The sequence below is a fragment of the Neobacillus sp. 19 genome (genome assembly GCF_049463095.1).
Lineage (GTDB): Bacteria > Bacillota > Bacilli > Bacillales > Cytobacillaceae > Neobacillus.
Genome location: NZ_JBMPZU010000031.1, coordinates 185,238 through 208,254, shown reverse-complemented (window position 1 = coordinate 208,254; position 23,017 = coordinate 185,238). Strand labels below are relative to the sequence as shown.

The window sequence follows — 23,017 nt, the reverse complement described above, 5'->3', positions numbered from 1 at the left end:
TTTTTCAGCCGCCTGAAAGAGAAAGAAAACACTTGAAATTAGTTAAAAAGCTTCAAGTGTTTTCTCTTATGGTTGTTATTGACGAATCCCCAGTTCAGCGAGAATCTTTTCTAATGTTTTTCCGCTTGCGTTTTTCTTAGGCACAGGAGCATTTTCAACATCCTCGTTTTGCTTCAGGTAGTTATTCTGGATAAATGCCATATCCTTTTCATCCACTACCCCGTCAAAGTTAATATCTGCTGCCCGATCATTGGTTTTCCATGCCTTTTGAACGGCGATCGCATCCAAGACATCAATCACGCCATCCTGGTTCACTTCACCGGCTGTCAGATTGGTAAGATACATATTGAAGTCATTTCCATAGGCAATGCCGCCTTTGACAATACTGACCGGTACTTCAACCTTCGTCATGAAATGACCCGGGACCTTCATTTCAACGGTGTTAGGTACGTTTGACAATGGCAATTTATCAATGGTGAATTTACCATATGGGCTAATGGAAGATGTGCCGTCGTACACCTTACCGTTTGAATCCATCAACTTGACTGATCCTCCGACCTTGGTCCAGTCCTTTTGGCCAAAGTATCCGCCCCACTCCGGGTCACCGACATAGAATCCCTCTGGGCCGATTGTACCCTCTAACTTTGAAAATTGCGGGTTAATTTTAAACGTATATGGGGCATTGATCACCTGGATCGTTTGACTATTTCCACCCGTTACAACAACAGTCGGGTTGATGTAATCGCTTGTGGTAAATTTATCATCCGATACTTTGAAGGTAACTTCGACAACTTTCTTGTGATCGAATGCACCGCTAGGTTGAGTAAATTGGACAGTTACTTGATTATCCTTCAACTCAATCTTTGCCTTATCAACAAAAGTCTCCGCAAGCTTAGCGTCTATAAGCTCTATATTCTGGGATCCATAAATGTCGGTAAAGTTCCATTTTGCTTGAGTAATATCCTCTAGGTTATCCAGCATGATTGCTGCTTTGAATGTATCACCTGTCTTGACTTCGGTTGTCTCACTTGTCGGATACGTAACTGGTGTTCCTTCTTTCACAAAGTTATATCTCTTACTGATTTTATTTCCAGCGATATTATAGCCTTCCATGTCAAAATACAGCGGCTTTTCTGATTTATTCATGGCTACTTCCTCAATAAACCTTCCGTCTTTATCCATATAAATTGGCATCGACGGGAAGCCCCATGTGCCCCAATAATACACCATATAGTTCGAGGAATGGTCGTAATTTAAACCGTATTTCTTCACCTCGTCGACAATCGGATCAGTGATTTTAATGTCAAACGGGTAGGTTTGCTGTCCCGGCTTAAATTCAATAAATGGCGAGTTTCCATCTAATGAGCTTTCAAAATTTGGTTTGTTGAGATAAATCCATAAATGTCTGGTTTCTGTAAATACCTTTCCGGATAGGCCGGTCGCGATGAATTTAATTTGGTAATGTCCTTCTTGTGCATAGCTGTACTTTGAAGAAATAGGCTTCTTAGCATCGCCGGTAAATTTATAGTAAAGCCCATTGAAGAACGTTAATCCATAAGTAATATCTTCGTAAGCACCATTCAGGTTTGCCGTACCGATCAGCCCCAGGTCATTTCCCTTCTCATCCTGCAGGACAACATCCAATTTTTCCATTGGCGCTTTCATGTTGAACTGAGCGTAGACATAAGGCTCCCTGAAGAAGTCCAATGGTTCCTCGTTTAAATAACCTGGAGAAAAAACAGGGTTATCGATCTCCACTTTATTCAGTCCTTCTTTTAATAAGCAGAAGCTATACGGGATCCTGTACTGCTCAGTGGAATTCTCCGTATTCGTTAGCGTAATATAGCCTGTATAGTAGCCTTCCTTTGCTTTCTTGTGGACACGCAGGCTGGCGGATATTTTTTTCTCTTCATTGCCCTTGACAGTAATGTTATTGGTAAGGTCAATTGACATGCCATTTTGCATCAAGCTGTTGGAACCTTTTCCTTCAGTCACATTCATGGTGAACGTCTTTTTCATTTTTTCATTGTTTTTTATTTTAATAGATTTGTTGATGCGAAGGTTTTTATCCACTAATTCATGATCAAAGCTAAGCCCGCCAGTTAAGGACTTCACTTCGACCAGATTTTCCGCACCGGGAATAAGCGTTTTGTCGAGAACTTGGAAGCTTGCTCCATTGTGGACAGCCTTATATGGATTAATTCTTCCCGCGCCCACTTCAAACACATTGTAATCCCCGTTCAGCGGATCGGCTGTATTCATAACGACCGTTTTAATATCCTCCGGCATTAGTTTCGGATTAGCCTGCAGCATTAAGGCCGCAACCCCTGCTGTAAATGGTGTCGCCATTGATGTTCCAGAATAGCGTGAATAAGCAAATTGATAGTTTCCTTGATCATTGGGATTGACCATAAAGGATGGCACAGTCGAAAGAACACTGACACCCGGCGCAACTACTTCCGGCTTCATTCCGTACGTTTGTCTGGCTGGTCCCCGTGAACTAAAGTCTGCGAGACGATCCCCTTCCGTTTGGCTAACTCCATAACCAGAGAAAGTAAAGTCCTTCTGCCCCGCTCTGAAGCTGTGCTTTTATCTTTTCCCCAGCATCCTTTGTCATAGAGAGGGTTGGGATAAATGTGGTTGATTCACCAAGATTGGCATTAATTTGTCCGTCCACATTATTAGATAAAAGAACAGCGGCAGCGCCTTTTTGTTTGGCAAGGGTGACCTTTTCGTTCAAAGGAATGTCTCCGCGGGCAATCAGCGCTATTTTTCCTTGCACATCTTTACCATTATAGTCGGCATTCGCTCCAATGCCGACATCGACTACCTCATATGACTTTCCATCAAGGTCATTTAATTTGTCGGTGTAATTGCGTGCCATACTGACAAGCTCAACACCGGATTCACTGCCGATTTGGCCTTTAAAAGTAGAAACTGCCATTGGAACATCGCTTGCTCCAATCGTTAAGGCAAGCGCGGCTGCTCCAGGTGAACCTAACGTATATTCATTTGGCCCTGAATTACCCGCCGCAACGACGGCAGTAACCCCGCTTAGGACAGCATTATTGACAACTGTACTAGTTGGGTAATAAGGGTCATTAATGCCTGAACCTAATGAAAGATTGATAATATCCATCCCATCATCAACCGCTTTTTCAACTGCGGCCATGATATTGATAGCAGTTCCAGTCCCATAAGGGCCAAGAACACGATAACCATATAAATCGACCTCAGGCGCCACACCCTTAACAGAAATATCTTTATTTGTTCCCTGTCCGGCTATCGTTCCAGAGACATGTGTTCCGTGTGAAGTATAATAAGTTGAACCGTTGGAAACTTCCGGGTACTTGGTCTTTTTCCAATCCCCATACGTTGTCTCCATTGGGTCATTATCGTTATCAACGAAGTCATATCCACCCTTGTAGACCTTCATTAAGTCAGGGTGGTTGTAATCGATGCCCGTATCAATTACTCCAACTTTCACGCCTTTCCCTGTCAGTCCCTCATCATGGAGCTTGTCCACCTTTAAATGAGATAAACTTTCCACTACTGTACCTGGTGTGGAACCTGCTTTTTCTCCATCCCCCTCGGGAAGAATCGGATCAACCTTGTACGTTTCATTTTTATAAACAGCTTTTACGACATCAGATTTTAATAGATTTGCCACCTGATTAGCCGGCAATTTCATCGCTACGCCATTGTAAACCGTTTTATAACTGGAATTGACCGTGTGATTGATTTGTCTGCCCTTTATGTTACCGGCTGGAAGAATCGATTGAATATCCTTTTTAAATTGTTCGTGTTCCTTTGCTACCTGCTCATCCGCTTTCTTTTGCGATAGTTTATTTCCTTTTACTCCCGCATCAAGGACGGCAATCTTGCCCGGCTTTGCGTGGAATTGAACGATAACATCCAACTCCTCCTCTTTGTTTAATTCCTGTTTGTTGAATCCTTGCAGACCTGTTTGTTCTGTCAGTTCCAACTGCTTTAATGCATTTCTTTGTTCCGGTGTAAGTTCGGCAAGAATAGATTCTGCTTTTGAATTGGCCGCTGATACTTTCGATGTTAAGGTGAAGTTCGTTGAGGACAGGATTAGACCTGCCGATAGAGAAATAACGGCAGCTTGTTTAAAGAATGTCTTCTTTTTCATAATCTCCCTACTTTCATCATTTTTTTTAAAAAATATGTAGTTCCTCCTTTTCTATTGAAATAGATTAAAGAGTAGCCTAATCCTATTATATTAATTTTATGAATATTCAACTATTGGGGTTTTTGAAGCAGATAAAATGGTGTAAGAAGTCGGGGAGATTTCTAAAATTAACAAATTTAGGGATAAAACAGGGTATATTAGGCTTATTGGATAGAGTTGGACCACCCCAATTAGCTTTTTTTTGAGTAAAAATTACCCCAAATGGGAAAGAACCGTAATCGATTTTTTCCAAAAATAAAAAGAACCGCATAGTCTTAGACTCATGCGGCTAAAAATCAGGCTGATAGTCCCAAAAAAAGGGTCAGTCCCCCTCCACAATCATGCAACAGGGGACTCCTGGGTAAGTACTGACAATCCCTATTTTTACTAGAAAAGAAAATCGCATTTGAAAATACCTTTTTTCAAATATAAAAAAGACCAGCATTTTATCTGCTGATCTTGTTATCCACCTATGTATGGTGGAGACGGCGGGACGTGCGTTTCCATGCTTTCGTCATGGCACTGACTATATCTTGAACCTGTTATTCAAACAGGTCCCTCGGCGTCTTATGCGAATCATAAATTTACCTCTGTAAGGTATCGAATTCGCATCCTAGTACTACCAAATGAATTATGGCAGCCTATAAGTCGATACACGGCTGTTGGATTACTCCACATACCGCTCGGCATTGCCCTATCACTAATTAAAGTGACTTAGGTTTCACCGATAAAGCCGAATTTTCACTTGTATGTTACCATACAAGGCGACTAATACTTAATCGAACCCGCGTCCAAAGATATCGCCACTTAAGCTTCTACGAGTGTAGTCGATATATTGGTGTTTCGCTGAGCCTTTTGCCTATCGACCGGCGTCCGGTCAGCTAGCCTGGTTGTTCTCTTCCTTCATCCTCAGGCGGTGGAATCCGGCGTAGCCTACTTAGAGTGAGTCCGCTACCCTACCACATAGGCGATGGAGGGGCGAACAGCTATGCAGTATTAAGCTGCGAAAGCTAAGTTGTTGTTAGTTTTGCCAGTTATGGCTTTGACGTTTTAACGAGGCCGATCCCCTCGACTCGCGACCTAAGCTCAAACTACCCCTGTCGAATCCGTAGCGTCCCCATTATAAAAATGAAGCTAGACGTTAGGATGCTCAAGATTGTTTTGAGCAAAAGTTTCTGCCGCATATCTTAGCGACAAACTTATTATAACACACTTACAGTAAATTTCAATTGTAATTATTTGTAAGCTGCGTTTTGTTGTTGTTCAAAAAGCAGGCTTACATCTTTTGCCGTTCGCGGAAAGCTCTTTCGACTTCGCGCTTTGCTTCTTTTTGCTTTAAGGATTCACGCTTGTCATAATTCTTTTTACCCTTTGCCAGGCCAATTAAAACCTTACAGAAGCCATTTTTTAAATAAAGCTTTAAGGGAATAAGGGCATATCCGGCCTCTTTCGTTTCTCCAAGCAGTTTACTGATTTCACGTTTATGAAGTAATAATTTCCGTGTTCGTAATGGGTCATGATTAAAAATGTTGCCCTGTTCATACGGACTGACATGCATCCCAAACAGAATCGCTTCCCCATTCTGAATCCGCGCATAGGCATCCTTGAGATTCACCTTTCCCGCACGAATTGATTTAATTTCTGTTCCTTGCAATACAATCCCGGCCTCATATGTTTCTTCAATAAAATAGTCATGATAAGCCTTTTTGTTTTGAGCGACTACTTTTCCAACACCTTTTGGCATATTTTTCACCTCAATCTATAGTTTTATTTTAACAAAAAAAACAAGTCGCTACAATTAAGAAAAGTGAAAGCGCCGTTTAGCGAAGTATACTAGCCGCTTGGCGCTGAGGCTGGACAATTGAAAGGGAGCCAACATTTCGGAAGGCTCCCTCTAAGCAACTACTTATTTCGCCGTTTCGTACTCTTTGATTTAGGCACGTTATCGTAAAATTTACGTTTTTTCTTCGGCTTTTTCCCTTGAGTGTCACCAGAATCAGACTTTTGATTACGGCTTCCATTCCGGCCTTGATCACGGTCACCCTTCTGTTTGTTGCGTCGAGGCTTATCGGTATCGCTGCGGGTTTTAAAAATTTTCGGTGTCTCCGAACGTTCCCTGCGAGGCGTTCCTTTCATGCCGACGATTTCAAAATCAATCGCGCGTTCATCTTTATTGACTTTTACCACGCGGACCGTGATTTCATCACCAATTCGGAACACATTCCCTGTCCGCTCGCCAATCATCGCAAAATGGCGTTCATCAAAGCGATAATAATCATCGGTCATGTAGCTGACATGGACTAGGCCTTCAATGGTATTAGGCAGCTCGACAAACATTCCAAAGTTAGTAACAGAGCTGATAATGCCATCATACTCAACGCCAATTTTATCTTCCATGTATTCCGCTTTCTTCAACTCATCTGTTTCCCGTTCCGCGTCAACGGCACGGCGCTCCATTTTTGAAGAATGCTGGGCAATTTCCGGCAATCGGGCGTTCCATTTTTCCTGTGTCGTTTCATCCAACTTTCCTTCAATCAGATACGTACGGATTAAGCGGTGTACGATCGTATCCGGATAGCGGCGAATCGGCGAAGTGAAATGGGTATAGAATTCGGTAGATAAGCCGAAGTGTCCAAGACTTTCAGGGTCATATTTTGCCTGTTGCATCGACCGCAGCATGACGGTTGAAATCACCATCTCTTCAGGCTTTCCTTGCACCTCTTCGATAATTTCCTGAAGCGCTCTTGGGTGTACATCATTGGCGGTTCCTCTTACAATATAACCAAAGTTCGTGATAAACTCGAAAAATCTTCGTAATTTATCTTCCTTCGGATCCTCATGGATACGGTAAATGAACGGTACATCGAGCCAGTGAAAATGTTCCGCAACCGTTTCATTGGCTGCGAGCATAAATTCTTCAATTAAACGCTCCGCTACAGAACGTTCACGCAGAACGACATCTGTCGGCTTGCTTTCCTCATCCACCAACACCTTTGATTCTTTAAAATCAAAGTCGATGGCGCCGCGCTTCATCCGTTTGTTGCGGAGGATGGCAGCAAGTTCTTCCATCAATTCAAACATCGGCACAAGTGGTTCGTAGCGTCCGCGTGTTTCCTCATCTTTTTCAACAAGAATCAGATTCACATCATGGTAGGTCATCCGCTCGGTTGTTTTAATGACACTTTGAAAAATTTCATGGGAAACAACGGTGCCCTCATCTGAAATTTCCATTTCACATGATAAAACAAGCCGGTCCACCTTCGGATTCAACGAACAAATCCCGTTTGAGAGGCGATGAGGAATCATCGGAATCACTCGGTCTACTAAATACACACTTGTTGCCCGTTCCTCTGCTTCAAGGTCGATTGGCGTTCCTTCTTTTACATAATAACTGACATCTGCGATATGAACGCCAAGTTTATAGTTGCCGTTCTCAAGCTTTGTGACGGTTACCGCATCATCAAGGTCCTTCGCATCGGCTCCGTCAATGGTGACAATCGTTTCATTCCGCAAGTCGCGGCGATTGGTCAATTCACTTTCATCAATCGTATCAGGTGTGTCATTTGCCTGTTTAAGCACCTCATCAGGGAAGGCCATTGGCAGGCCGTGCTTATGTATGACAGAAAGAATATCCACGCCTGGGTCATTTTTATGCCCCAATATCGTGATGACTTCTCCTTCCGCACTCTTTCGCCCTTCAGGGTACGTGACAAGCTTCACGACCACCTTATGTCCCTCCACTGCTCCTTTAGAAGCCGCTTTTGGAATAAAAATATCACTGGCAAATTTCTTGTCATCTGGAATCACAAAGCCAAAGCTCTTGCTTTCGACATATGTTCCGACGACTTGCTGCACACCGCGTTCAATGATACGGACGATGGTTCCTTCGCGGCGCTGTCCGGAGGTTTCTGATGAAATACGGGCTAACACGGTGTCGCCATGCATCGCGGTGTTTGTTTCATTCGGCGGGATAAAAATATCATCCATTCCCGGCTCATCCGGAACCACAAAGGCAAAGCCTTTCGCATGGCCGATAAGCTTTCCGCGAATTAAGTTCATTTTTTGCGGCAGACCGTAACGATTGCTGCGGGTCCGAACGACGAGACCCTTTTCTTCCATTTGTACAAGGGCTTTGACAAACTCTTTGAAATCACTGGAGTCCTGAATGCCAAATGCCTCCTCCAGCTCCTGAACCGTCAATGGTTTATAGGCCTCATCCCTCATATATTGCAAAAGCCTGTCAATGTGCTTTTGTATGTTGTCTTCCAAACAAATCCCTCCTTAAGGGGTTTTATTAATCGTGCCAGTCTAATCTTTCTAAAAAGCTATAAACGTCTTCATGAAGCTGATCACGTTCTTTATCTAGTGTGATGACGTGACCGGACTCTTCATACCATTTGATTTCCTTTTTGACTGACTCGATATTCTCATAAATAATGTTGGCACTTTCCGTATTAATCATGTTGTCGTGGCGAGCCTGAACGACAAATGTCGGTGCATAAATCATATCGACATTTTCCCGGACGTCGGCGATTAATTGCTGCAGTGCTTTTAACGTTTTCATTGGTGTTTTTTTAAACTCATTCATTTCCATTTCGATTTGCTCGTCAGTTTTTCCTTCATATCTTTTATATTGACGGGCATATTCTAAAATTCCCTGGTACATCACTTCTTCACTTTTAATATGCATTGGTGCGCACATTGGCACAATCGCTTTTATAGGTACAGTGTATCCTATTTTCAGGGAAAAAACACCGCCAAGGGACAGTCCGGCTACAGCAATTTCTTCGTGACCTTTATTTTTTAAAAAATTGTATCCATTTATGACATCCCGCCACCAGTCATCCGGACCTGTGTGGACAAGCTCCTCAGGTGGTACTCCGTGTCCTTTGTAGTGGGGGGCATGGCAGGTGTAGCCTTTCTTTTCAAGGAAGCGTCCAAGCATCCGGACGTCTGCCGAATTCCCGGTGAATCCATGAAGCAGGAGTACGGCTCTTTTGCCGCCTTCAAAAGTAAATGGCTTTGGTACTGAGACTTTCATGTGAAAAACTCCTTTTGTTTCAATTCGCTTATATTAGTTTAAGCAAACCGAAGGGGAACATGCTAGAAAAAAGGCTTGCAGCAGATGGGTTGTTGATTTTGAGCAGCTGTATAACAGGACTTTCGACGTTTTTGGGATAGTTTGCGATCCTTGGCCAGTGGATTCCGCCAATTTGTTTTTGCCCATATTTTGAACTAGAATTCCCCATCTGAATTCCCTAACATAAATGTACCCGCTTAATGCAACAAAAAAACCCGGCGCTGCGGCCGAGTTTATCAGTTGAATATTAGATTTTAAAGTAAGTTACTGCAAGAGCAAGGATGAAGAATAATACTGATAGAACAATCGTAATACGATGTAGAATCAGGTCGATTCCTCGCGCTTTTTGTTTACCAAATAAGGATTCAGCACCACCTGAAATGGCACCGGATAAACCTGCGCTCTTACCAGATTGAAGTAATACAACGGCAATAAGACCAATACTTACGATAACTAATAGTGTAACGACAAATGCATGCATGAAGGCCACCTCCTGTAGACGTACATTTCACAGTATATTAAATTTACCATATTATCTGCCTTTTAACAATAGTTGTTATTGTGAAATCTTGTAAACGATTACTGGAAATGCTAGAGTTGACCACCACTATCAGTTATCTTAAAACGGACGATGCCATTCTCACATATGTATGCCTTTTCCCTCTTACGACAATCGAGTAGGCGGTAATATTTTCAGGAATCGACATTCCTGATGCACCGGCATCGCCAATATGGAATAAATCTGCGCCGGCCATTTTGCTGTTTAAGGCGATTTGTTTAATCGTTGCTTCGTCGGATCCTTCCTGGCTTGTGCCTGTTGTTAAAATAGACAGTGCTCCTTTTTCATGAACGATGTCTATTAACTTCGCCGTTTTCTCGACGGTAAAGCCTGGCACGGTTCCAGGTGATGGGATGAGGATGATGTCTGCGCCTGCTTCAATAAAACCGTGCAGCGTTTCTGTTGACATCAGACTGCCTCCGACCTCACCGGCGACACCTGCGCTGTGCATTTTTCCGGCAATAATCAACCCGTCTTCCCCGAATACCGTTCGAGCGACTTGTATCGCTTTCGTGATTTCAGCATTCGAAACGCCTGTTTTCGGATTTCCTGTTAAGCAGACAAAATCAAAGCCTAGTTCCTTCGCCTTCCTCAATGACTTTTCCGTTGCCAGCCTTCCCTCCGGCAATTCAATCAGCGCCTCCACACGGTCAGCATCTACATCAACCGGCTCCAAATTAAGACCAATCGGCCGTCCGACAAGCTTTTTCAACGTGTGAACAATGGTATCGGGCTCCACTTCGGGAAGTCCTGCCATGCTTGGGCTAAACACATCGAAGAAGTTTAGCAGGATCAGGTCGGCGCCAAAGGCTGCAGCCATTTCAGCATTGGTGACGGCTGGATAATAGGGCGTCACTGCACCGATCACCTCTGCAACGATTGTTCTTCCTTCAGATGCGAGGATGGATTGTTTTAGCTCACGCCCGGTCATTTTTTCAAAATCAGATGCCGTACAATCTAACAAACGCTTCATTAGTGATTCCTCCAATTATTGTTTTACTTTAAAATGCTCATCAATAAATTGTTGTTCTTCTTTAACAGAAGCAATACCCTTTGCAGCCCCAACCGTGCCGCCTTGAAGTTTCCATACTGCGTTATGGTCATGGTCGACTTGGGAAAAATCACCTTTGGACCAGCGCGTTAAAATATCTAAGTAAACAGAAGCGTGCACATATTTCGCACGATTATCAGATACTACTTCTATTAGCCGTTTCACCCGATTAGGTGTAAGCGGGAGCGCCCCCCACTTTTTAGCTGCTTTTACTTTTTGATGTGACATTTGATGAATAGCCGCCATGACCTCTTCTTCTGGCATATCTGGCGCAAAATCTTTTTCTACTTTCGCCATGTTAGTGTCTTCCAGCATCACGACCGTTTCGCCATCTTTCGTTTTTTCGACGTTCACGGTGACGGTTTCTTTTTGAAAAGGCAGCGAGCCTGTCAAAAAATAATAATAGGTTCCTAATAGGATGACAGCAAGAATCATAATCGAGCGTTGTGTCCATGAAAGGTTTTTAAAATATTTTTTCATATGTATTATGCCCCAATCTTTCTGTTGAATCATTAGGTTGTTTACTATATAAATTAAACACAACTTGGTTATTTCCTGCTTTTATTTTTCCAAGTGCACTTGCCAACAAAAAACAACCCCTAGCCATGTTTATTGACCAGGGGTTGTTTTTTTTCGAAATTATTTGCTCAAGTTGTAGAAAGATTTAAGACCATTGTATTGAGATGTTTCACCTAATTGATCTTCGATACGAAGCAATTGGTTGTATTTCGCTACGCGGTCTGTACGTGACGGTGCACCTGTTTTGATTTGACCAGCGTTTGTTGCAACAGCGATATCAGCGATTGTGTTATCTTCTGTTTCACCAGAACGGTGGGAAATAACTGCAGTGTAGCCAGCACGTTTTGCCATTTCAATGGCATCAAATGTTTCTGTAAGTGTACCGATTTGGTTTACTTTGATTAGGATCGAGTTGCCGATGCCTTTTTCGATACCTTCAGCAAGCTTCTTCGTGTTTGTAACAAATAAATCGTCACCCACTAATTGAACTTTCTTGCCAAGACGCTCGGTTAAAAGCTTGTGGCCTTCCCAGTCGTTTTCGTCTAGGCCGTCTTCGATTGAGATGATTGGGTATTTGTTAGCTAGTTCTTCATACCAGTCAACCATTTCTGCAGACGTTTTTACAACGCCTTCGCCGGCGAGATGGTATTTACCGTCTTCTTTGTTGTAGAACTCTGAAGAGGCAGCATCCATTGCAAGCATAACTTCTTCACCAGGCTTGTAGCCGGCTTTTTCGATTGCTTCGACAATCGTTTGAAGGGCTTCTTCGTTTGATCCTAAGTTTGGTGCAAAGCCGCCTTCGTCACCAACAGCTGTGTTAAGGCCTTTGCCTTTTAGAACTGATTTTAAGGTATGGAAAATTTCTGCACCCATTCGAAGCGCTTCTTTAAAGTTTGGCGCACCTACAGGCATGATCATGAATTCTTGGATGTCCACGTTGTTATCAGCATGCTCGCCGCCGTTTACGATGTTCATCATTGGCACTGGAAGCTGCTTAGAGTTGAAGCCGCCAAGATATTGGTATAATGGAATATCTAAATAGTTTGCTGCAGCATGTGCAACTGCCATAGACACACCAAGGATCGCGTTAGCGCCTAGTTTGCCTTTGTTATCCGTTCCGTCAAGTTCGATTAACGCGTGGTCAACAGCCACTTGGTCAAGGACGCTGAATTCTTCGCCTACAAGCATTGGTGCGATGATTTCGTTAACGTTGTCAACTGCTTTTAATACACCTTTTCCAAGATAACGGTCTTTGTCACCGTCACGAAGCTCAACTGCTTCATATTCACCAGTTGAAGCACCGCTTGGTACTAATGCGCGTCCGAAGGCGCCTGATTCTGTAAAAACTTCAACCTCAACAGTAGGGTTACCGCGGGAATCTAACACTTCACGTGCATATACGTCTGCAATAAATGGCATGTAAATCTCTCCTTAAAAATTATTTAATTAATGTTTTTCCAGTCATTTCAGCTGGTTGGTTAAGCTTTAATAAATCTAGCATAGTTGGAGCTAAATCACCAAGAATTCCGCCTTCACGTAATTCTATACCCTGTTTTGTGACAATCACCGGTACAGGATTCGTTGTGTGCGCCGTCATTGGCTCGCCTTCAAGTGTGATAACCTCATCAGCATTTCCATGGTCTGCAGTAATAATCGCTGATCCGCCTTTTTCAAGGATTAAATCAACAATTTTTCCTAAGCATTCGTCAACCGTTTCGATCGCCTTAATCGTTGGCTCAAGCATGCCTGAGTGACCAACCATATCAGGGTTTGCGAAGTTTAAGATAATCGCATCGACTTTATCATTTTGGATTTCATTCATCAATGCTTCGGTTACTTCGTAGGCACTCATTTCAGGCTGAAGATCATAGGTTGCAACCTTTGGCGAGTTGATTAAAATCCGCTCTTCCCCAGGGAACTTTTCTTCACGGCCGCCGCTCATAAAGAAGGTAACATGCGGATATTTTTCTGTTTCAGCAATGCGCAGCTGCTTTAAGTGATTTTGTGACAATACTTCACCTAACGTGTTGTCAAGGTTTGAAGGCTTAAATGCTACATACCCATCTACAGATTCACTGAAGTGTGTTAGGCAGACAAAGAATAAATCCTTTGGATGCTTGGGTCCGCGATCAAATGAACGGAAGTCTTCATTCGTAAACGTATTGGAGATCTGAATCGCCCGGTCTGGACGGAAGTTATAAAAAATAACAGCATCGTTATCTTGAATCGTTGCGACCGGCTGACCGTCTTCTCTGGTGATGACAGATGGGATGACGAATTCATCAAAAATTCCATGCTGATAGGAATCCTCCACCACTTCTAATGGACTGCGGTAAGAAGGACCTTCCCCGTAAACCATAGAGCGGTATGATTTTTCCACACGCTCCCAGCGCTTGTCACGGTCCATTGAATAGTAACGTCCAGAGACCGTTGCAAATTCGCCAACGCCGTACTCCTTCATTTTATCCAGTGTCTGCTGAATATATTTAGTCGCTGTTTTCGGACCGACATCACGGCCGTCAAGGAATGCGTGCACATAAACCTTTTCCACGCCTTCTTCTTTCGCGAGCTTTAATAGGGCAAACATATGCTGGATGTGGCTGTGAACCCCGCCGTCTGACAGTAAGCCAAATAGGTGAAGCGCGGTACCATGTTTTTTCACATGCTCCATTGCCCCTGTGAAGGTTTCATTTTTTTCAAATTCGCCTTCACGAATGGCAATGTTCACGCGAGTTAAGCTTTGGTAAACAATTCGGCCGGCACCAATGTTTAGGTGTCCAACCTCTGAGTTCCCCATTTGCCCTTCTGGAAGGCCGACTGCCTCACCAGATGCGGTTAAATGGGAATGCGGGTAAGTGCTCCAGAAACGGTCAAAGTTTGGCTTTTTGGATTGGGCCACTGCGTTTCCTTTTGTCTCTCCCCTGCAGCCGAAGCCATCGAGGATGATGAGAGCAACTGGAGATTTACTCATACATACCTGCCTCCAGTAGCTTTAAGAATGACTGTGCTTCAAGGCTTGCTCCGCCTACTAATGCACCATCAATATCCGGCTGTGCCATGTATTCTTTAATATTTTCCGGTTTCACGCTGCCGCCGTACTGAATTCTAACAGCATCGGCAACATCTTGGGAGAATTGCTGTGCCACGACTTGGCGGATATGTGCGCAAACATCGTTTGCATCTTGAGATGTCGATGATTTGCCTGTTCCAATCGCCCAAATTGGCTCGTAAGCGATGACTAATTGTTTTACTTGATCAGCTGTTAAACCAGCTAATGCTTTGGCAACTTGATCGCCGACTAATTGGTTGGTTTCACCGGTTTCACGCTGCTCTAATGTTTCACCGCAGCAAACGATTGGGGTTAAGTTATATTTAAATGCAGCAAGTGCCTTTTGATTTACAGATTCATCTGTTTCATTGAACATTTCACGGCGTTCAGAGTGTCCGATAATCACATATTGAACTCCAAGGTCCGCAAGAGCTTTCGGGCTGATTTCCCCTGTAAATGCTCCTGATTCTTCAAAGTGCATGTTTTGAGCACCAATTTTCACTTCGGTTCCCTGTGCTGCTTCAACAAGGCTTTGTAAGAATAATGCTGGTGCACAAATCACTGATTCCATTTTATCTGCAGCAGGTACAAGTCCTTTCACTTCTTCCGCAAAGCTTTTTGCTTCAGAAAGTGTCTTGTTCATTTTCCAGTTACCTGCAATGATTGGTTTACGCATTGATCGCACATCCTTTCTTTTGTTGAAAAAATTATTTATCGTTTAACGCCACGACGCCTGGCAATGCTTTGCCTTCCATGAACTCAAGGGAAGCGCCTCCGCCTGTGGAAATGTGGCTCATTTTCTCTGCTAAGCCAAACTTTTCAACTGCTGCTGCTGAGTCGCCGCCGCCAATGACTGAATATGTACCTTTTGCTTCAGCAAGAGCTTCCGCAACGGCTTTTGTACCGCCGGCAAATTTGTCAATTTCAAACACACCCATTGGTCCATTCCAGATAACCAATTTCGATTTTTGAATCACATCACGGTATATTTCTGAAGTTTTTGGCCCGATATCAAGAGCTTCCCAATCAGCAGGAATTTCTTCAATTGCAACCACTTTTGTATTGGCATCAGCTGAGAAGTCATCCGCGACAATCACGTCTACAGGCATGTAGAAATTAACACCTTTCGCTTTTGCTTTTTCCATGAATGACTTTGCAAGATCAATTTTGTCTTCTTCAAGCAATGATTTACCAACCTCATGGCCTTGTGCTTTTACAAATGTATAAGCTAGTCCGCCGCCGATAATCAAGTTATCAACCAATTCTAAGAGATTTTCAATTACGCCAATCTTGTCCTTTACCTTGGCACCGCCAATAATCGCTGTAAAAGGGCGTTCTGGATTGGAAAGAGCTTTACCAAGTACGTCCAGTTCTTTTTCCATTAAGAATCCGGAAACAGCTGGAAGGTTTTTAGCAATTCCTTCAGTTGAAGCATGGGCACGGTGTGCGGCGCCAAATGCGTCATTCACATAAACATCAGCCAGTTCAGCAAATGCTTTTGCGAGCTCTGGATCGTTCTTTTCCTCACCAGGGTAGAAACGAACATTTTCAAGCAATACGACATCGCCGTCGTTCATTGTCTCAATCACGGCTTTAACGGAATCGCCGTAGGCCTCATCCACTTTTTTCACGTCTTTGCCAAGAAGTTCAGCAAGTCTGACGGCAACTGGTGTTAAACGCATTTCTTCAACTACTTTTCCTTTTGGACGGCCTAAATGGCTTGCCAAAAGAACTTTAGCCCCTTGTTCCATCAAGTATTGAATCGTTGGCAATGCTGCGCGAATCCGCGTTTCGTCGGTAATTTTTCCATCCTGCATCGGGACGTTAAAATCGACACGGCAAAATACTCGTTTTCCTTTTACATCGATATCCTTCAGTGTTTTCTTGTTCATGTAAAGGACCCTCCTATAAAAATATTGGCGTTTTTTACATAAAAAAGGGAGGGGGCTTCAACTCCCCGCTCCCCTTTGGAATACCATTAACCATTATATATGTTTTAAAGATGGAAATTCAATCCAATCTTATAGTCCTTTTGAAGCAATGTAACCGATAAGGTCAACTACACGGTTAGAGTAGCCAACTTCGTTATCGTACCAAGAAAGTACTTTAACCATGTTGCCTTCAAGAACCATTGTTGATAAAGCATCGATTGTAGATGATGCAGTGCTTCCATTGTAGTCGCTTGATACTAATGGAAGTTCGCTGTATGCTAAGATGCCTTTTAATGGGCCTTCAGCAGCTGCTTTTAATGCCGCATTGATTTCTTCAGCTGTTACGTCTTTTTCTAATTCAGCAACTAGGTCAACAATTGAAACGTTTGGAGTAGGAACGCGCATTGCCATACCGTTTAATTTACCTTTAAGTTCTGGCAATACTAGAGAAACTGCTTTCGCTGCACCAGTTGAAGTTGGGATCATGTTTTCAGCTGCTGCACGTGCACGACGGTAGTCCTTATGTGGCAAGTCAAGGATTTGTTGGTCATTTGTGTATGAGTGAACAGTTGTCATCATACCGCGCTTGATGCCGAAAGTATCATTTAATACTTTTGCAAATGGTGCTAAGCAGTTTGTTGTACAAGAAGCGTTTGAAAGTACATGGTGGTTGTTTGCATCGTACTTGTCTTCGTTAACACCCATAACAATGGTAATATCTTCGTTGTTTGCCGGAGCAGAGATGATAACTTTTTTCGCACCTGCTTCAAGGTGTTTCGCTGCATCTTCACGCTTAGTGAAACGGCCAGTTGATTCAACAACTACATCTACACCAAGACCGCCCCAGCCAAGTTGTGCAGGATCGCGTTCAGCGATAACTTTCACTTTATGTCCGCCAACTACTAAGTATTCGCCGTCAACAGTTACGTCTTCTGCAAGAGTTCCGTGAACTGTGTCATATTTTAGAAGGTGTGCAAGCATGTTTGCATCTGTTAAGTCGTTAATTGCTACGATTTCCACATTGCTATTGTTTAAAGCCGCACGAAATACATTACGACCAATACGTCCAAATCCATTAATACCAACTTTTACTGTCATGATAAAATTCCTCCTTTTATTGGGTAAAGCTGTATTTTTATAAAGGGAATTACCCTTTCAATAAACTTTTTGCCACACTCTCATCAGTTATTAAAATAGTCGATGCCGGTGCTTTTTTAAAAAATGCCTTGATGGCCTTTGCCTTTGATGCCCCTCCGGCCACAGCAATGACGTTCGGGATATTGGCTAGGTCTTCGAGCTGTAGTCCAATCGTTGAGACCTTGTGGACTATCTCGCCCTCTTCATTAAAATAATAACCAAAAGCTTCGCCGACGGCCTTCCCGGTTTCAAGCTTTTGCTTAATTTCGGGATTTGTTTTTCGCCGCTTAGCCATTGTGATAGCATCCCCAATCCCATGGATAACCATGCTTGCAGATCTAATTAGTTCTAACACCTCATGAATGTCAGGCTCTTTTATAAGGGATTGATAAATTTCCGGACTGACCTGATCGGGAACGTACAATACACGATGTTTGGTATCCGTGTTTTTTGCCATATTCGAGCAGATCGTATTGGCTTGGTTAGCGACATCCTCGCCAACCCCGCCGCGTGCCGGGACAAACAGCAATTTCTTATGGTGATGATCAGGGGATAACCTTTCTGCAACAGCCGCCATCGTTGAACCGCCAGTAACAGCGATGATATTTTCCCCGTTTAAAAGCTTTTTCATGCAACTTGCACACGCCTTGCCTAGCTCGCCTTTAACCAATGGTGAATCATCACTATCTCCGGGTACAATGATCACTTTCTTAGCGCCAAGCCGATGCTTTAATTCTAGCTCCATCACATCAATACCCTTTAATTCACGCATTAAACCTTCTAGATCCTCAAGTAAATTTTTCCCTTCAGGGGTTAAACTCATTCCCACATTATTTGCGTTAATAAGATTCTGCTCTTTGAGGAAATCTACTTCACTACGGAGGATTCTTTCTGTATAGCCCAAGCTGACAGCTAAGCTCCTCCTTCCTACAGGCTGCATAAATCCTATGTAACGTAATATCGTATATCGTTTTTGCAGGACTTGAAGGAGATCGGGTAATAATCTTTTTTGAATATCAATAAATGATTGCATGATTAGCATGCTCCTTTATTCTATGCAGTTGGTCCAAAAATGTCCACCATAGACATATTATGTCCCACCTACGCTAAAAAAAATCACCCCTCGTACGATCTTTATTGTATCAGGAGTGATAACCTATTTCAACTTATTTGCTGTCGCTTTTTTCTTGTAAACGATTACTTATATCAAATTTATCTACGAAGCCAAATCCCACTTCTTCTCCGTCGAGGTGTACAACTGGAATCATCAAGCCATAGCGCTCTGTTAAGTCATCGCTCGTTTCAATATCGATTTCTTCGAGGGAAAAATTCCATTCCTGTTGCAGCTCTTCAAGTGCGGTCTTTGCTTTATCACAAAGGGGGCAGCGATTACGTGTATAGAGTGTGATCGTCGTTTGCGTCATCGTTTATTTCCTTCCTTAATTGAACCTTTTTCGTTTTGAAGATGACGGGATTCCCAGCTGATCACGGTATTTAGCAATCGTACGCCTCGAAACCACAATCCCTGCCTTCGTTTTTAATTGTTCCACAATTTCTTGATCTGATAACGGCTTTTCTTTATTTTCTTGTTCTATTAATTTACTAATCTCATTTTTCACCTGGGTTGACGATGTATTTTCATCCGCCGAAACGGTCTGAATCATGCTGGTGAAGAATGTTTTTAATGAAAAGGTCCCGATCGGTGTCTGGACATATTTTTCACGGACCGCACGGCTTACCGTTGATTCATGAATATCCAATTCAGCGGCCACTTCCTTCATTGTCATTGGCACCAAATATTGTGCACCCTTTTGAAAAAAGGCCGTTTGCTTTTCAACAATTTTGGCAACCACCTTAGTGAGCGTTTCCCGGCGTTGTTCAATACTTCTGGCAATCCATTGATAATCCTGGACCTTATCCTGCAAAAACCGGCTGACTTGCTGGTCCTGATCTTTGAACTTCTTATAATAATTCTCATTAAAACTAATCCTTGGCAGGGAATCATCAAACATCCTGACTGTCAGGCCTTCCTCGGTTTGCTCGACAATGGCGTCCGGAATAATATACGTGGTGGTTTCCTTCGCTAACATAGCACCCGGCTTTGGATTCAGAAATTGAATTTGGTCAAACACATCTTGAATATCTTTTAAAGTTATTTTCAATTCCTTCGCAATTTGCTTCCATTTCTTTTCAGCAAACGGAACGAAATAGTTGGCTAATATATTTAATGCCACTTCATTATTTGGATTTTCATAATACAGTTGCATCAACAGGCACTCTTGAAGGTTCCGTGCACCGATGCCTGCCGGTTCAAGCGTTTGAATCACGGCTAAGCAATCTTCAACTACTTCTTCCTCCACCCGCAGGCTTTGAGCGATTTCGCTAAGGTCACCCAGAAAGTAACCGTTTTCATCAAGACTCTGAATCAGACGCCGAATGACTTTTAATTGTTCTGCCGTTAAGTTGGCAATATTTAATTGAGAGATTAAATGGTCTTCAAGCGAAAAGGGTTTGTCTGCAATTTGTTCGATCCAATCCTTTTCCTCTTTTTGATGCCGGCGGCGTTTGCGGTCCATGAGGGGATTCATCGGCTTAACATCGCCCGTTTCAACCTTCATAAGGGGATTTTCGAGTGCCTTATCTTCTAAAAAAGCAGTCAGTTCCTGGGCCGAATATTGCAATAATGCAATAGCCTGCGACAATTCCTGTGTCATCGTTAATTTCAACGTTTGCTGCTGCCATAAACCTGCCTTAAAGTTCATCCATATCCCCCCCTTCATTCTATTTTACACGATGAATCCGAATTCGTGTATTGGAAAATGGTTTCAATCATTAAAATAGGTCTCCCATTGAATAAATTGGTTCCTTAGATTAACACTAACCTTAGTGTTATCATTTAACACAAAACTTCAATGTGGAGGGATATACTTTGAATATTCTTTTAAGCTTATTCCCATCCTTAATTATTTTAGGTATTAGAGCAGCGTTCTTCATTAGTAAAATAAACTCTAGATTAACATCCTTGTTAAGAATGCCTGCTTTACTTAAGCAAAAGTATTCAACAAGTATCGTCTAATTCGCATTGTTGTTGACAAAGGTGAGCATAGAAATGTGCTTGCCTTTTTTAGGTGATTACAAAAAAGTTCCTATGCTTGTATAGACTCATACAAACATAGGAACTTTTAGTGTTTGATTGACGCGCTCGGAGGGAATCGAACCCCCATTTTAAGAACCGGAATCTTACGTGCTATCCGTTGCACCACGAGCGCTAATTTGTAACGACTTACATATTATATGCCAGATCCGTGAACATTGCAAGTGAAATATAGGTTTAAAAACGAATAAAATGGTTATGATGGATTAGGGAGAAGTTGTCGAAGAATTTTAAAGTCAAATTGTTTGACCTTTATTGACCATCAGTGTATGATTACATTACATAAGATTATTACCTAATACACTCAAAGGAGGAAGAAAAATGAATTTGATTCCTACAGTTATTGAACAAACAAACCGCGGAGAACGTGCATATGACATTTATTCCCGTCTGTTAAAAGACCGGATTATTATGCTTGGCAGCGCGATTGATGACAATGTTGCCAACAGCATTGTAGCACAATTACTATTTTTAGAAGCGGAAAATCCTGAAAAAGATATCACCCTTTACATCAATAGCCCAGGTGGAAGCATTACAGCCGGTATGGCTATTTATGATACCATGCAGTATATTAAAGCAGATGTTTCAACTGTTTGTATTGGGATGGCTGCATCGATGGGTGCATTCTTACTTGCTGCAGGCACAAAAGGCAAGCGCTATGCATTGCCTAATGCCGAAGTCATGATTCACCAGCCACTTGGCGGTGCTCAAGGACAAGCGACAGAAATCGAGATCGCCGCGAAACGCATTCTTTTCCTTCGCGAAAAATTAAATGGTATCCTTGCAGAGCGCACAGGCCAGCCGCTTGAAGTGATTCAACGCGATACTGATCGTGATAACTTCATGACAGCTGAAAGAGCAAAGGAATACGGCTTAATTGACAACATCGTTACCCGTAACCCTAATGAAATCAAAGATAAAAAGTAATTTGACGAGCAATCGGCCTTCCGCCGGTTGTTTTTTTTGTGACCATTACGGTGCTTTCCCCCGCCGCGGGCATAAAAAAAGCTCAGCTTCTAAACCGAAGCCGAACCTTTTCCGTTATTGCTCTTTTTCAATAAAATCGGTTAATGCATTGATCGCTTTGTCTTCATCGTCGCCATCAGCGATGATATTGATGACAACTCCTGAGCCGACTGCTAAGCTCATTAAGCCCATGATGCTTTTGGCATTAACCTTTTTTCCGTCCTTCTCTAGAAAAATATCAGCTGAAAAACGGTTAGCTTCTTGCACAAAAAGTGCTGCTGGGCGTGCCTGAAGACCCGTTTTCAATTTTACTTCTACTTGTTTCGCCAACATTACACAAATTCCTCCCCATGTTTTTTCTTATATTCTTTGAACTAATTCACTATTTCACAAACTTTTATGCTTTGGGGCCATTTCCCCGACACGCAGCTTTTCCGCGATTTCATCAATTTTTCGTAAGCGATGATTAATCCCTGACTTACTGATGGTGCCTCCGGATACCATTTCTCCCAATTCCTTCAGCGTTACATCCGGATATTGAATTCGGAGCTCGGCAATTTCCCTGAGTTTATCCGGCAAAATCTGCAAGCCGACGGTTGCGTCGATAAAGCGGATGTTTTCTACCTGCCTGATGGATGCACCGATCGTTTTATTAAGATTAGCGGTTTCACAGTTTACCAAACGGTTCACGGAGTTCCGCATATCCCTGACAATTCGGACATCCTCAAATCGAAGCAAGGCATTATGGGCACCGACAATATTGAGAAACTCGGTTATTTTCTCGGCTTCCTTTAAGTAGGTGATAAAGCCTTTTTTACGCTCAAGCGTTTTACTATTAAGTCCAAATGTATTCATCAATTCGCATAAAGAATCATTATGTTCTTTATAAAGCGAAGCAATTTCCAAATGATAGGAAGACGTTTCCGGATTATTAACGGATCCTCCGGCAAGGAAGGCGCCGCGTAAATAAGAACGCTTACAACACTTCTTTTTAATAAGTCCCGGTGAAATATCATGAATGATGGTAAATCCTTCACCCAAAATTTTCGTATCCTCAAGAATTTCCTTTGCCTGCTCGGCTAAACGAACAATGTACACATTGTTTTTCTTTAGGCGCATTTTTTTTCGAACTAAGAGCTCTACTTGCACTTGGTAGCTCTTTTTCAATAATGTATAAATTCTCCTGGCAATCGCAGCATTTTCGGTTTGAATATCGACCACTAGCTTACGATTGGAAAAGGAAAGGGAACCGTTCATGCGAATCAATGCTGATAACTCAGATTGAAGGCAGCACGTTTTCACTTCCAAGTTTGTTAATTCCTTTTTCGTCTCCGAAGCGAAAGACATCCCCTCACACCCTTTTTTCATTTCCAATAAAA

At 42.7% G+C, this 23,017-nt stretch carries 20 protein-coding genes, 1 tRNA gene and 1 other RNA gene; 1 reads left to right on the top strand and 21 read right to left on the bottom strand.

The window, feature by feature from the left end; genetic code table 11:
- Positions 1 to 75: 75 nt before the first annotated feature.
- The 19 genes from ACO1D1_RS09910 to ACO1D1_RS09820 all read right to left on the bottom strand — a co-directional run bounded on the left by ACO1D1_RS09910 (position 76) and on the right by ACO1D1_RS09820 (position 20,787).
- Positions 76 to 2,469, bottom strand: coding sequence for a S8 family serine peptidase (locus tag ACO1D1_RS09910; protein ID WP_423335804.1), 2,394 nt, complete (start codon positions 2,467 to 2,469; stop codon positions 76 to 78).
- Positions 2,470 to 2,533: 64 nt separating this feature from the next.
- On the bottom strand, positions 2,534 to 4,153 hold the full coding sequence (locus ACO1D1_RS09905) for a S8 family serine peptidase (RefSeq protein WP_423335803.1): 1,620 nt from the start codon (positions 4,151 to 4,153) through the stop codon (positions 2,534 to 2,536).
- Between the two features lie 815 nt (positions 4,154 to 4,968).
- Positions 4,969 to 5,303, bottom strand: a transfer-messenger RNA (tmRNA) gene (gene ssrA, locus ACO1D1_RS09900).
- A gap of 165 nt (positions 5,304 to 5,468) precedes the next feature.
- On the bottom strand, positions 5,469 to 5,936 hold the full coding sequence (gene smpB / locus ACO1D1_RS09895) for an SsrA-binding protein SmpB (RefSeq protein ID WP_149871553.1): 468 nt from the start codon (positions 5,934 to 5,936) through the stop codon (positions 5,469 to 5,471).
- Positions 5,937 to 6,094: 158 nt separating this feature from the next.
- Positions 6,095 to 8,461, bottom strand: a complete 2,367-nt coding sequence (gene rnr, locus ACO1D1_RS09890; RefSeq protein WP_423335802.1) for a ribonuclease R — start codon at positions 8,459 to 8,461, stop codon at positions 6,095 to 6,097.
- Positions 8,462 to 8,486: 25 nt separating this feature from the next.
- A complete protein-coding gene (locus ACO1D1_RS09885; protein ID WP_423335801.1) occupies positions 8,487 to 9,233 on the bottom strand; it encodes an alpha/beta hydrolase in 747 nt (248 codons plus the stop codon).
- Between the two features lie 286 nt (positions 9,234 to 9,519).
- Complete coding sequence (gene secG, locus ACO1D1_RS09880) at positions 9,520 to 9,753, bottom strand: preprotein translocase subunit SecG (RefSeq protein WP_149871556.1); 234 nt, start codon at positions 9,751 to 9,753, stop codon at positions 9,520 to 9,522.
- A 133-nt stretch (positions 9,754 to 9,886) separates the two neighbouring features.
- The gene (locus ACO1D1_RS09875; protein ID WP_423335800.1) at positions 9,887 to 10,804 is read right to left on the bottom strand and encodes a haloacid dehalogenase-like hydrolase; all 918 of its coding nucleotides are present in this window, start codon (positions 10,802 to 10,804) and stop codon (positions 9,887 to 9,889) included.
- 15 nt (positions 10,805 to 10,819) lie between these two features.
- The gene (locus ACO1D1_RS09870; protein WP_423335799.1) at positions 10,820 to 11,362 is read right to left on the bottom strand and encodes a DUF6241 domain-containing protein; all 543 of its coding nucleotides are present in this window, start codon (positions 11,360 to 11,362) and stop codon (positions 10,820 to 10,822) included.
- Positions 11,346 to 11,468, bottom strand: coding sequence for a hypothetical protein (locus ACO1D1_RS09865; RefSeq protein WP_423335798.1), 123 nt, complete (start codon positions 11,466 to 11,468; stop codon positions 11,346 to 11,348). Before ACO1D1_RS09865 ends, ACO1D1_RS09870 begins: the two co-directional genes overlap by 17 nt.
- A gap of 53 nt (positions 11,469 to 11,521) precedes the next feature.
- Complete coding sequence (gene eno / locus ACO1D1_RS09860) at positions 11,522 to 12,820, bottom strand: phosphopyruvate hydratase (protein ID WP_149871559.1); 1,299 nt, start codon at positions 12,818 to 12,820, stop codon at positions 11,522 to 11,524.
- Positions 12,821 to 12,839: 19 nt separating this feature from the next.
- Positions 12,840 to 14,372, bottom strand: coding sequence for a 2,3-bisphosphoglycerate-independent phosphoglycerate mutase (gpmI, locus tag ACO1D1_RS09855; protein WP_423335797.1), 1,533 nt, complete (start codon positions 14,370 to 14,372; stop codon positions 12,840 to 12,842).
- A complete protein-coding gene (gene tpiA / locus ACO1D1_RS09850) occupies positions 14,365 to 15,126 on the bottom strand; it encodes a triose-phosphate isomerase (protein WP_423335796.1) in 762 nt (253 codons plus the stop codon). The genes gpmI and tpiA overlap by 8 nt, the downstream gene beginning before the upstream one ends.
- Before the next feature lie 31 nt (positions 15,127 to 15,157).
- Positions 15,158 to 16,342: a phosphoglycerate kinase gene (locus ACO1D1_RS09845; protein WP_423335795.1), complete on the bottom strand. Its 1,185-nt coding sequence runs from the start codon at positions 16,340 to 16,342 to the stop codon at positions 15,158 to 15,160.
- Between the two features lie 129 nt (positions 16,343 to 16,471).
- Complete coding sequence (gene gap / locus ACO1D1_RS09840; protein ID WP_423335794.1) at positions 16,472 to 17,479, bottom strand: type I glyceraldehyde-3-phosphate dehydrogenase; 1,008 nt, start codon at positions 17,477 to 17,479, stop codon at positions 16,472 to 16,474.
- Between the two features lie 49 nt (positions 17,480 to 17,528).
- Complete coding sequence (locus tag ACO1D1_RS09835) at positions 17,529 to 18,551, bottom strand: sugar-binding transcriptional regulator (RefSeq protein WP_423335793.1); 1,023 nt, start codon at positions 18,549 to 18,551, stop codon at positions 17,529 to 17,531.
- Between the two features lie 133 nt (positions 18,552 to 18,684).
- Complete coding sequence (locus ACO1D1_RS09830; protein ID WP_423335792.1) at positions 18,685 to 18,942, bottom strand: glutaredoxin family protein; 258 nt, start codon at positions 18,940 to 18,942, stop codon at positions 18,685 to 18,687.
- A gap of 15 nt (positions 18,943 to 18,957) precedes the next feature.
- Complete coding sequence (gene rpoN, locus ACO1D1_RS09825; protein ID WP_423335791.1) at positions 18,958 to 20,280, bottom strand: RNA polymerase factor sigma-54; 1,323 nt, start codon at positions 20,278 to 20,280, stop codon at positions 18,958 to 18,960.
- 435 nt (positions 20,281 to 20,715) lie between these two features.
- Positions 20,716 to 20,787 (bottom strand) — tRNA-Arg (locus tag ACO1D1_RS09820).
- A 206-nt stretch (positions 20,788 to 20,993) separates the two neighbouring features.
- Between ACO1D1_RS09820 and clpP the strand changes: the two genes are divergently transcribed.
- A complete protein-coding gene (gene clpP / locus ACO1D1_RS09815) occupies positions 20,994 to 21,599 on the top strand; it encodes an ATP-dependent Clp endopeptidase proteolytic subunit ClpP (protein ID WP_149871567.1) in 606 nt (201 codons plus the stop codon).
- Positions 21,600 to 21,713: 114 nt separating this feature from the next.
- On the opposite strand, the gene ACO1D1_RS09810 is transcribed toward clpP, so the two are convergent.
- The gene (locus ACO1D1_RS09810; protein ID WP_149871568.1) at positions 21,714 to 21,971 is read right to left on the bottom strand and encodes an HPr family phosphocarrier protein; all 258 of its coding nucleotides are present in this window, start codon (positions 21,969 to 21,971) and stop codon (positions 21,714 to 21,716) included.
- A gap of 54 nt (positions 21,972 to 22,025) precedes the next feature.
- The gene (gene whiA, locus ACO1D1_RS09805; protein WP_423335790.1) at positions 22,026 to 22,985 is read right to left on the bottom strand and encodes a DNA-binding protein WhiA; all 960 of its coding nucleotides are present in this window, start codon (positions 22,983 to 22,985) and stop codon (positions 22,026 to 22,028) included.
- Between the last annotated feature and the right edge of the window lie 32 nt (positions 22,986 to 23,017).

Bases quoted from the DNA above. Each gene is read 5' to 3' on its own strand.
- ACO1D1_RS09910 (WP_423335804.1), bottom strand. From the start codon at position 2,469: ATGAAGCCGGAAGTAGTTGCGCCGGGTGTCAGTGTTCTTTCGACTGTG.
- ACO1D1_RS09905 (WP_423335803.1), bottom strand. From the start codon at position 4,153: ATGAAAAAGAAGACATTCTTTAAACAAGCTGCCGTTATTTCTCTATCG.
- smpB (WP_149871553.1), bottom strand. From the start codon at position 5,936: ATGCCAAAAGGTGTTGGAAAAGTAGTCGCTCAAAACAAAAAGGCTTAT.
- ACO1D1_RS09885 (WP_423335801.1), bottom strand. From the start codon at position 9,233: ATGAAAGTCTCAGTACCAAAGCCATTTACTTTTGAAGGCGGCAAAAGA.
- secG (WP_149871556.1), bottom strand. From the start codon at position 9,753: ATGCATGCATTTGTCGTTACACTATTAGTTATCGTAAGTATTGGTCTT.
- ACO1D1_RS09875 (WP_423335800.1), bottom strand. From the start codon at position 10,804: ATGAAGCGTTTGTTAGATTGTACGGCATCTGATTTTGAAAAAATGACC.
- ACO1D1_RS09870 (WP_423335799.1), bottom strand. From the start codon at position 11,362: ATGAAAAAATATTTTAAAAACCTTTCATGGACACAACGCTCGATTATG.
- eno (WP_149871559.1), bottom strand. From the start codon at position 12,820: ATGCCATTTATTGCAGACGTATATGCACGTGAAGTGTTAGATTCCCGC.
- gpmI (WP_423335797.1), bottom strand. From the start codon at position 14,372: ATGAGTAAATCTCCAGTTGCTCTCATCATCCTCGATGGCTTCGGCTGC.
- tpiA (WP_423335796.1), bottom strand. From the start codon at position 15,126: ATGCGTAAACCAATCATTGCAGGTAACTGGAAAATGAACAAGACACTT.
- ACO1D1_RS09845 (WP_423335795.1), bottom strand. From the start codon at position 16,342: ATGAACAAGAAAACACTGAAGGATATCGATGTAAAAGGAAAACGAGTA.
- gap (WP_423335794.1), bottom strand. From the start codon at position 17,479: ATGACAGTAAAAGTTGGTATTAATGGATTTGGACGTATTGGTCGTAAT.
- ACO1D1_RS09835 (WP_423335793.1), bottom strand. From the start codon at position 18,551: ATGCAATCATTTATTGATATTCAAAAAAGATTATTACCCGATCTCCTT.
- ACO1D1_RS09830 (WP_423335792.1), bottom strand. From the start codon at position 18,942: ATGACGCAAACGACGATCACACTCTATACACGTAATCGCTGCCCCCTT.
- rpoN (WP_423335791.1), bottom strand. From the start codon at position 20,280: ATGAACTTTAAGGCAGGTTTATGGCAGCAGCAAACGTTGAAATTAACG.
- clpP (WP_149871567.1), top strand. From the start codon at position 20,994: ATGAATTTGATTCCTACAGTTATTGAACAAACAAACCGCGGAGAACGT.
- ACO1D1_RS09810 (WP_149871568.1), bottom strand. From the start codon at position 21,971: ATGTTGGCGAAACAAGTAGAAGTAAAATTGAAAACGGGTCTTCAGGCA.
- whiA (WP_423335790.1), bottom strand. From the start codon at position 22,985: ATGTCTTTCGCTTCGGAGACGAAAAAGGAATTAACAAACTTGGAAGTG.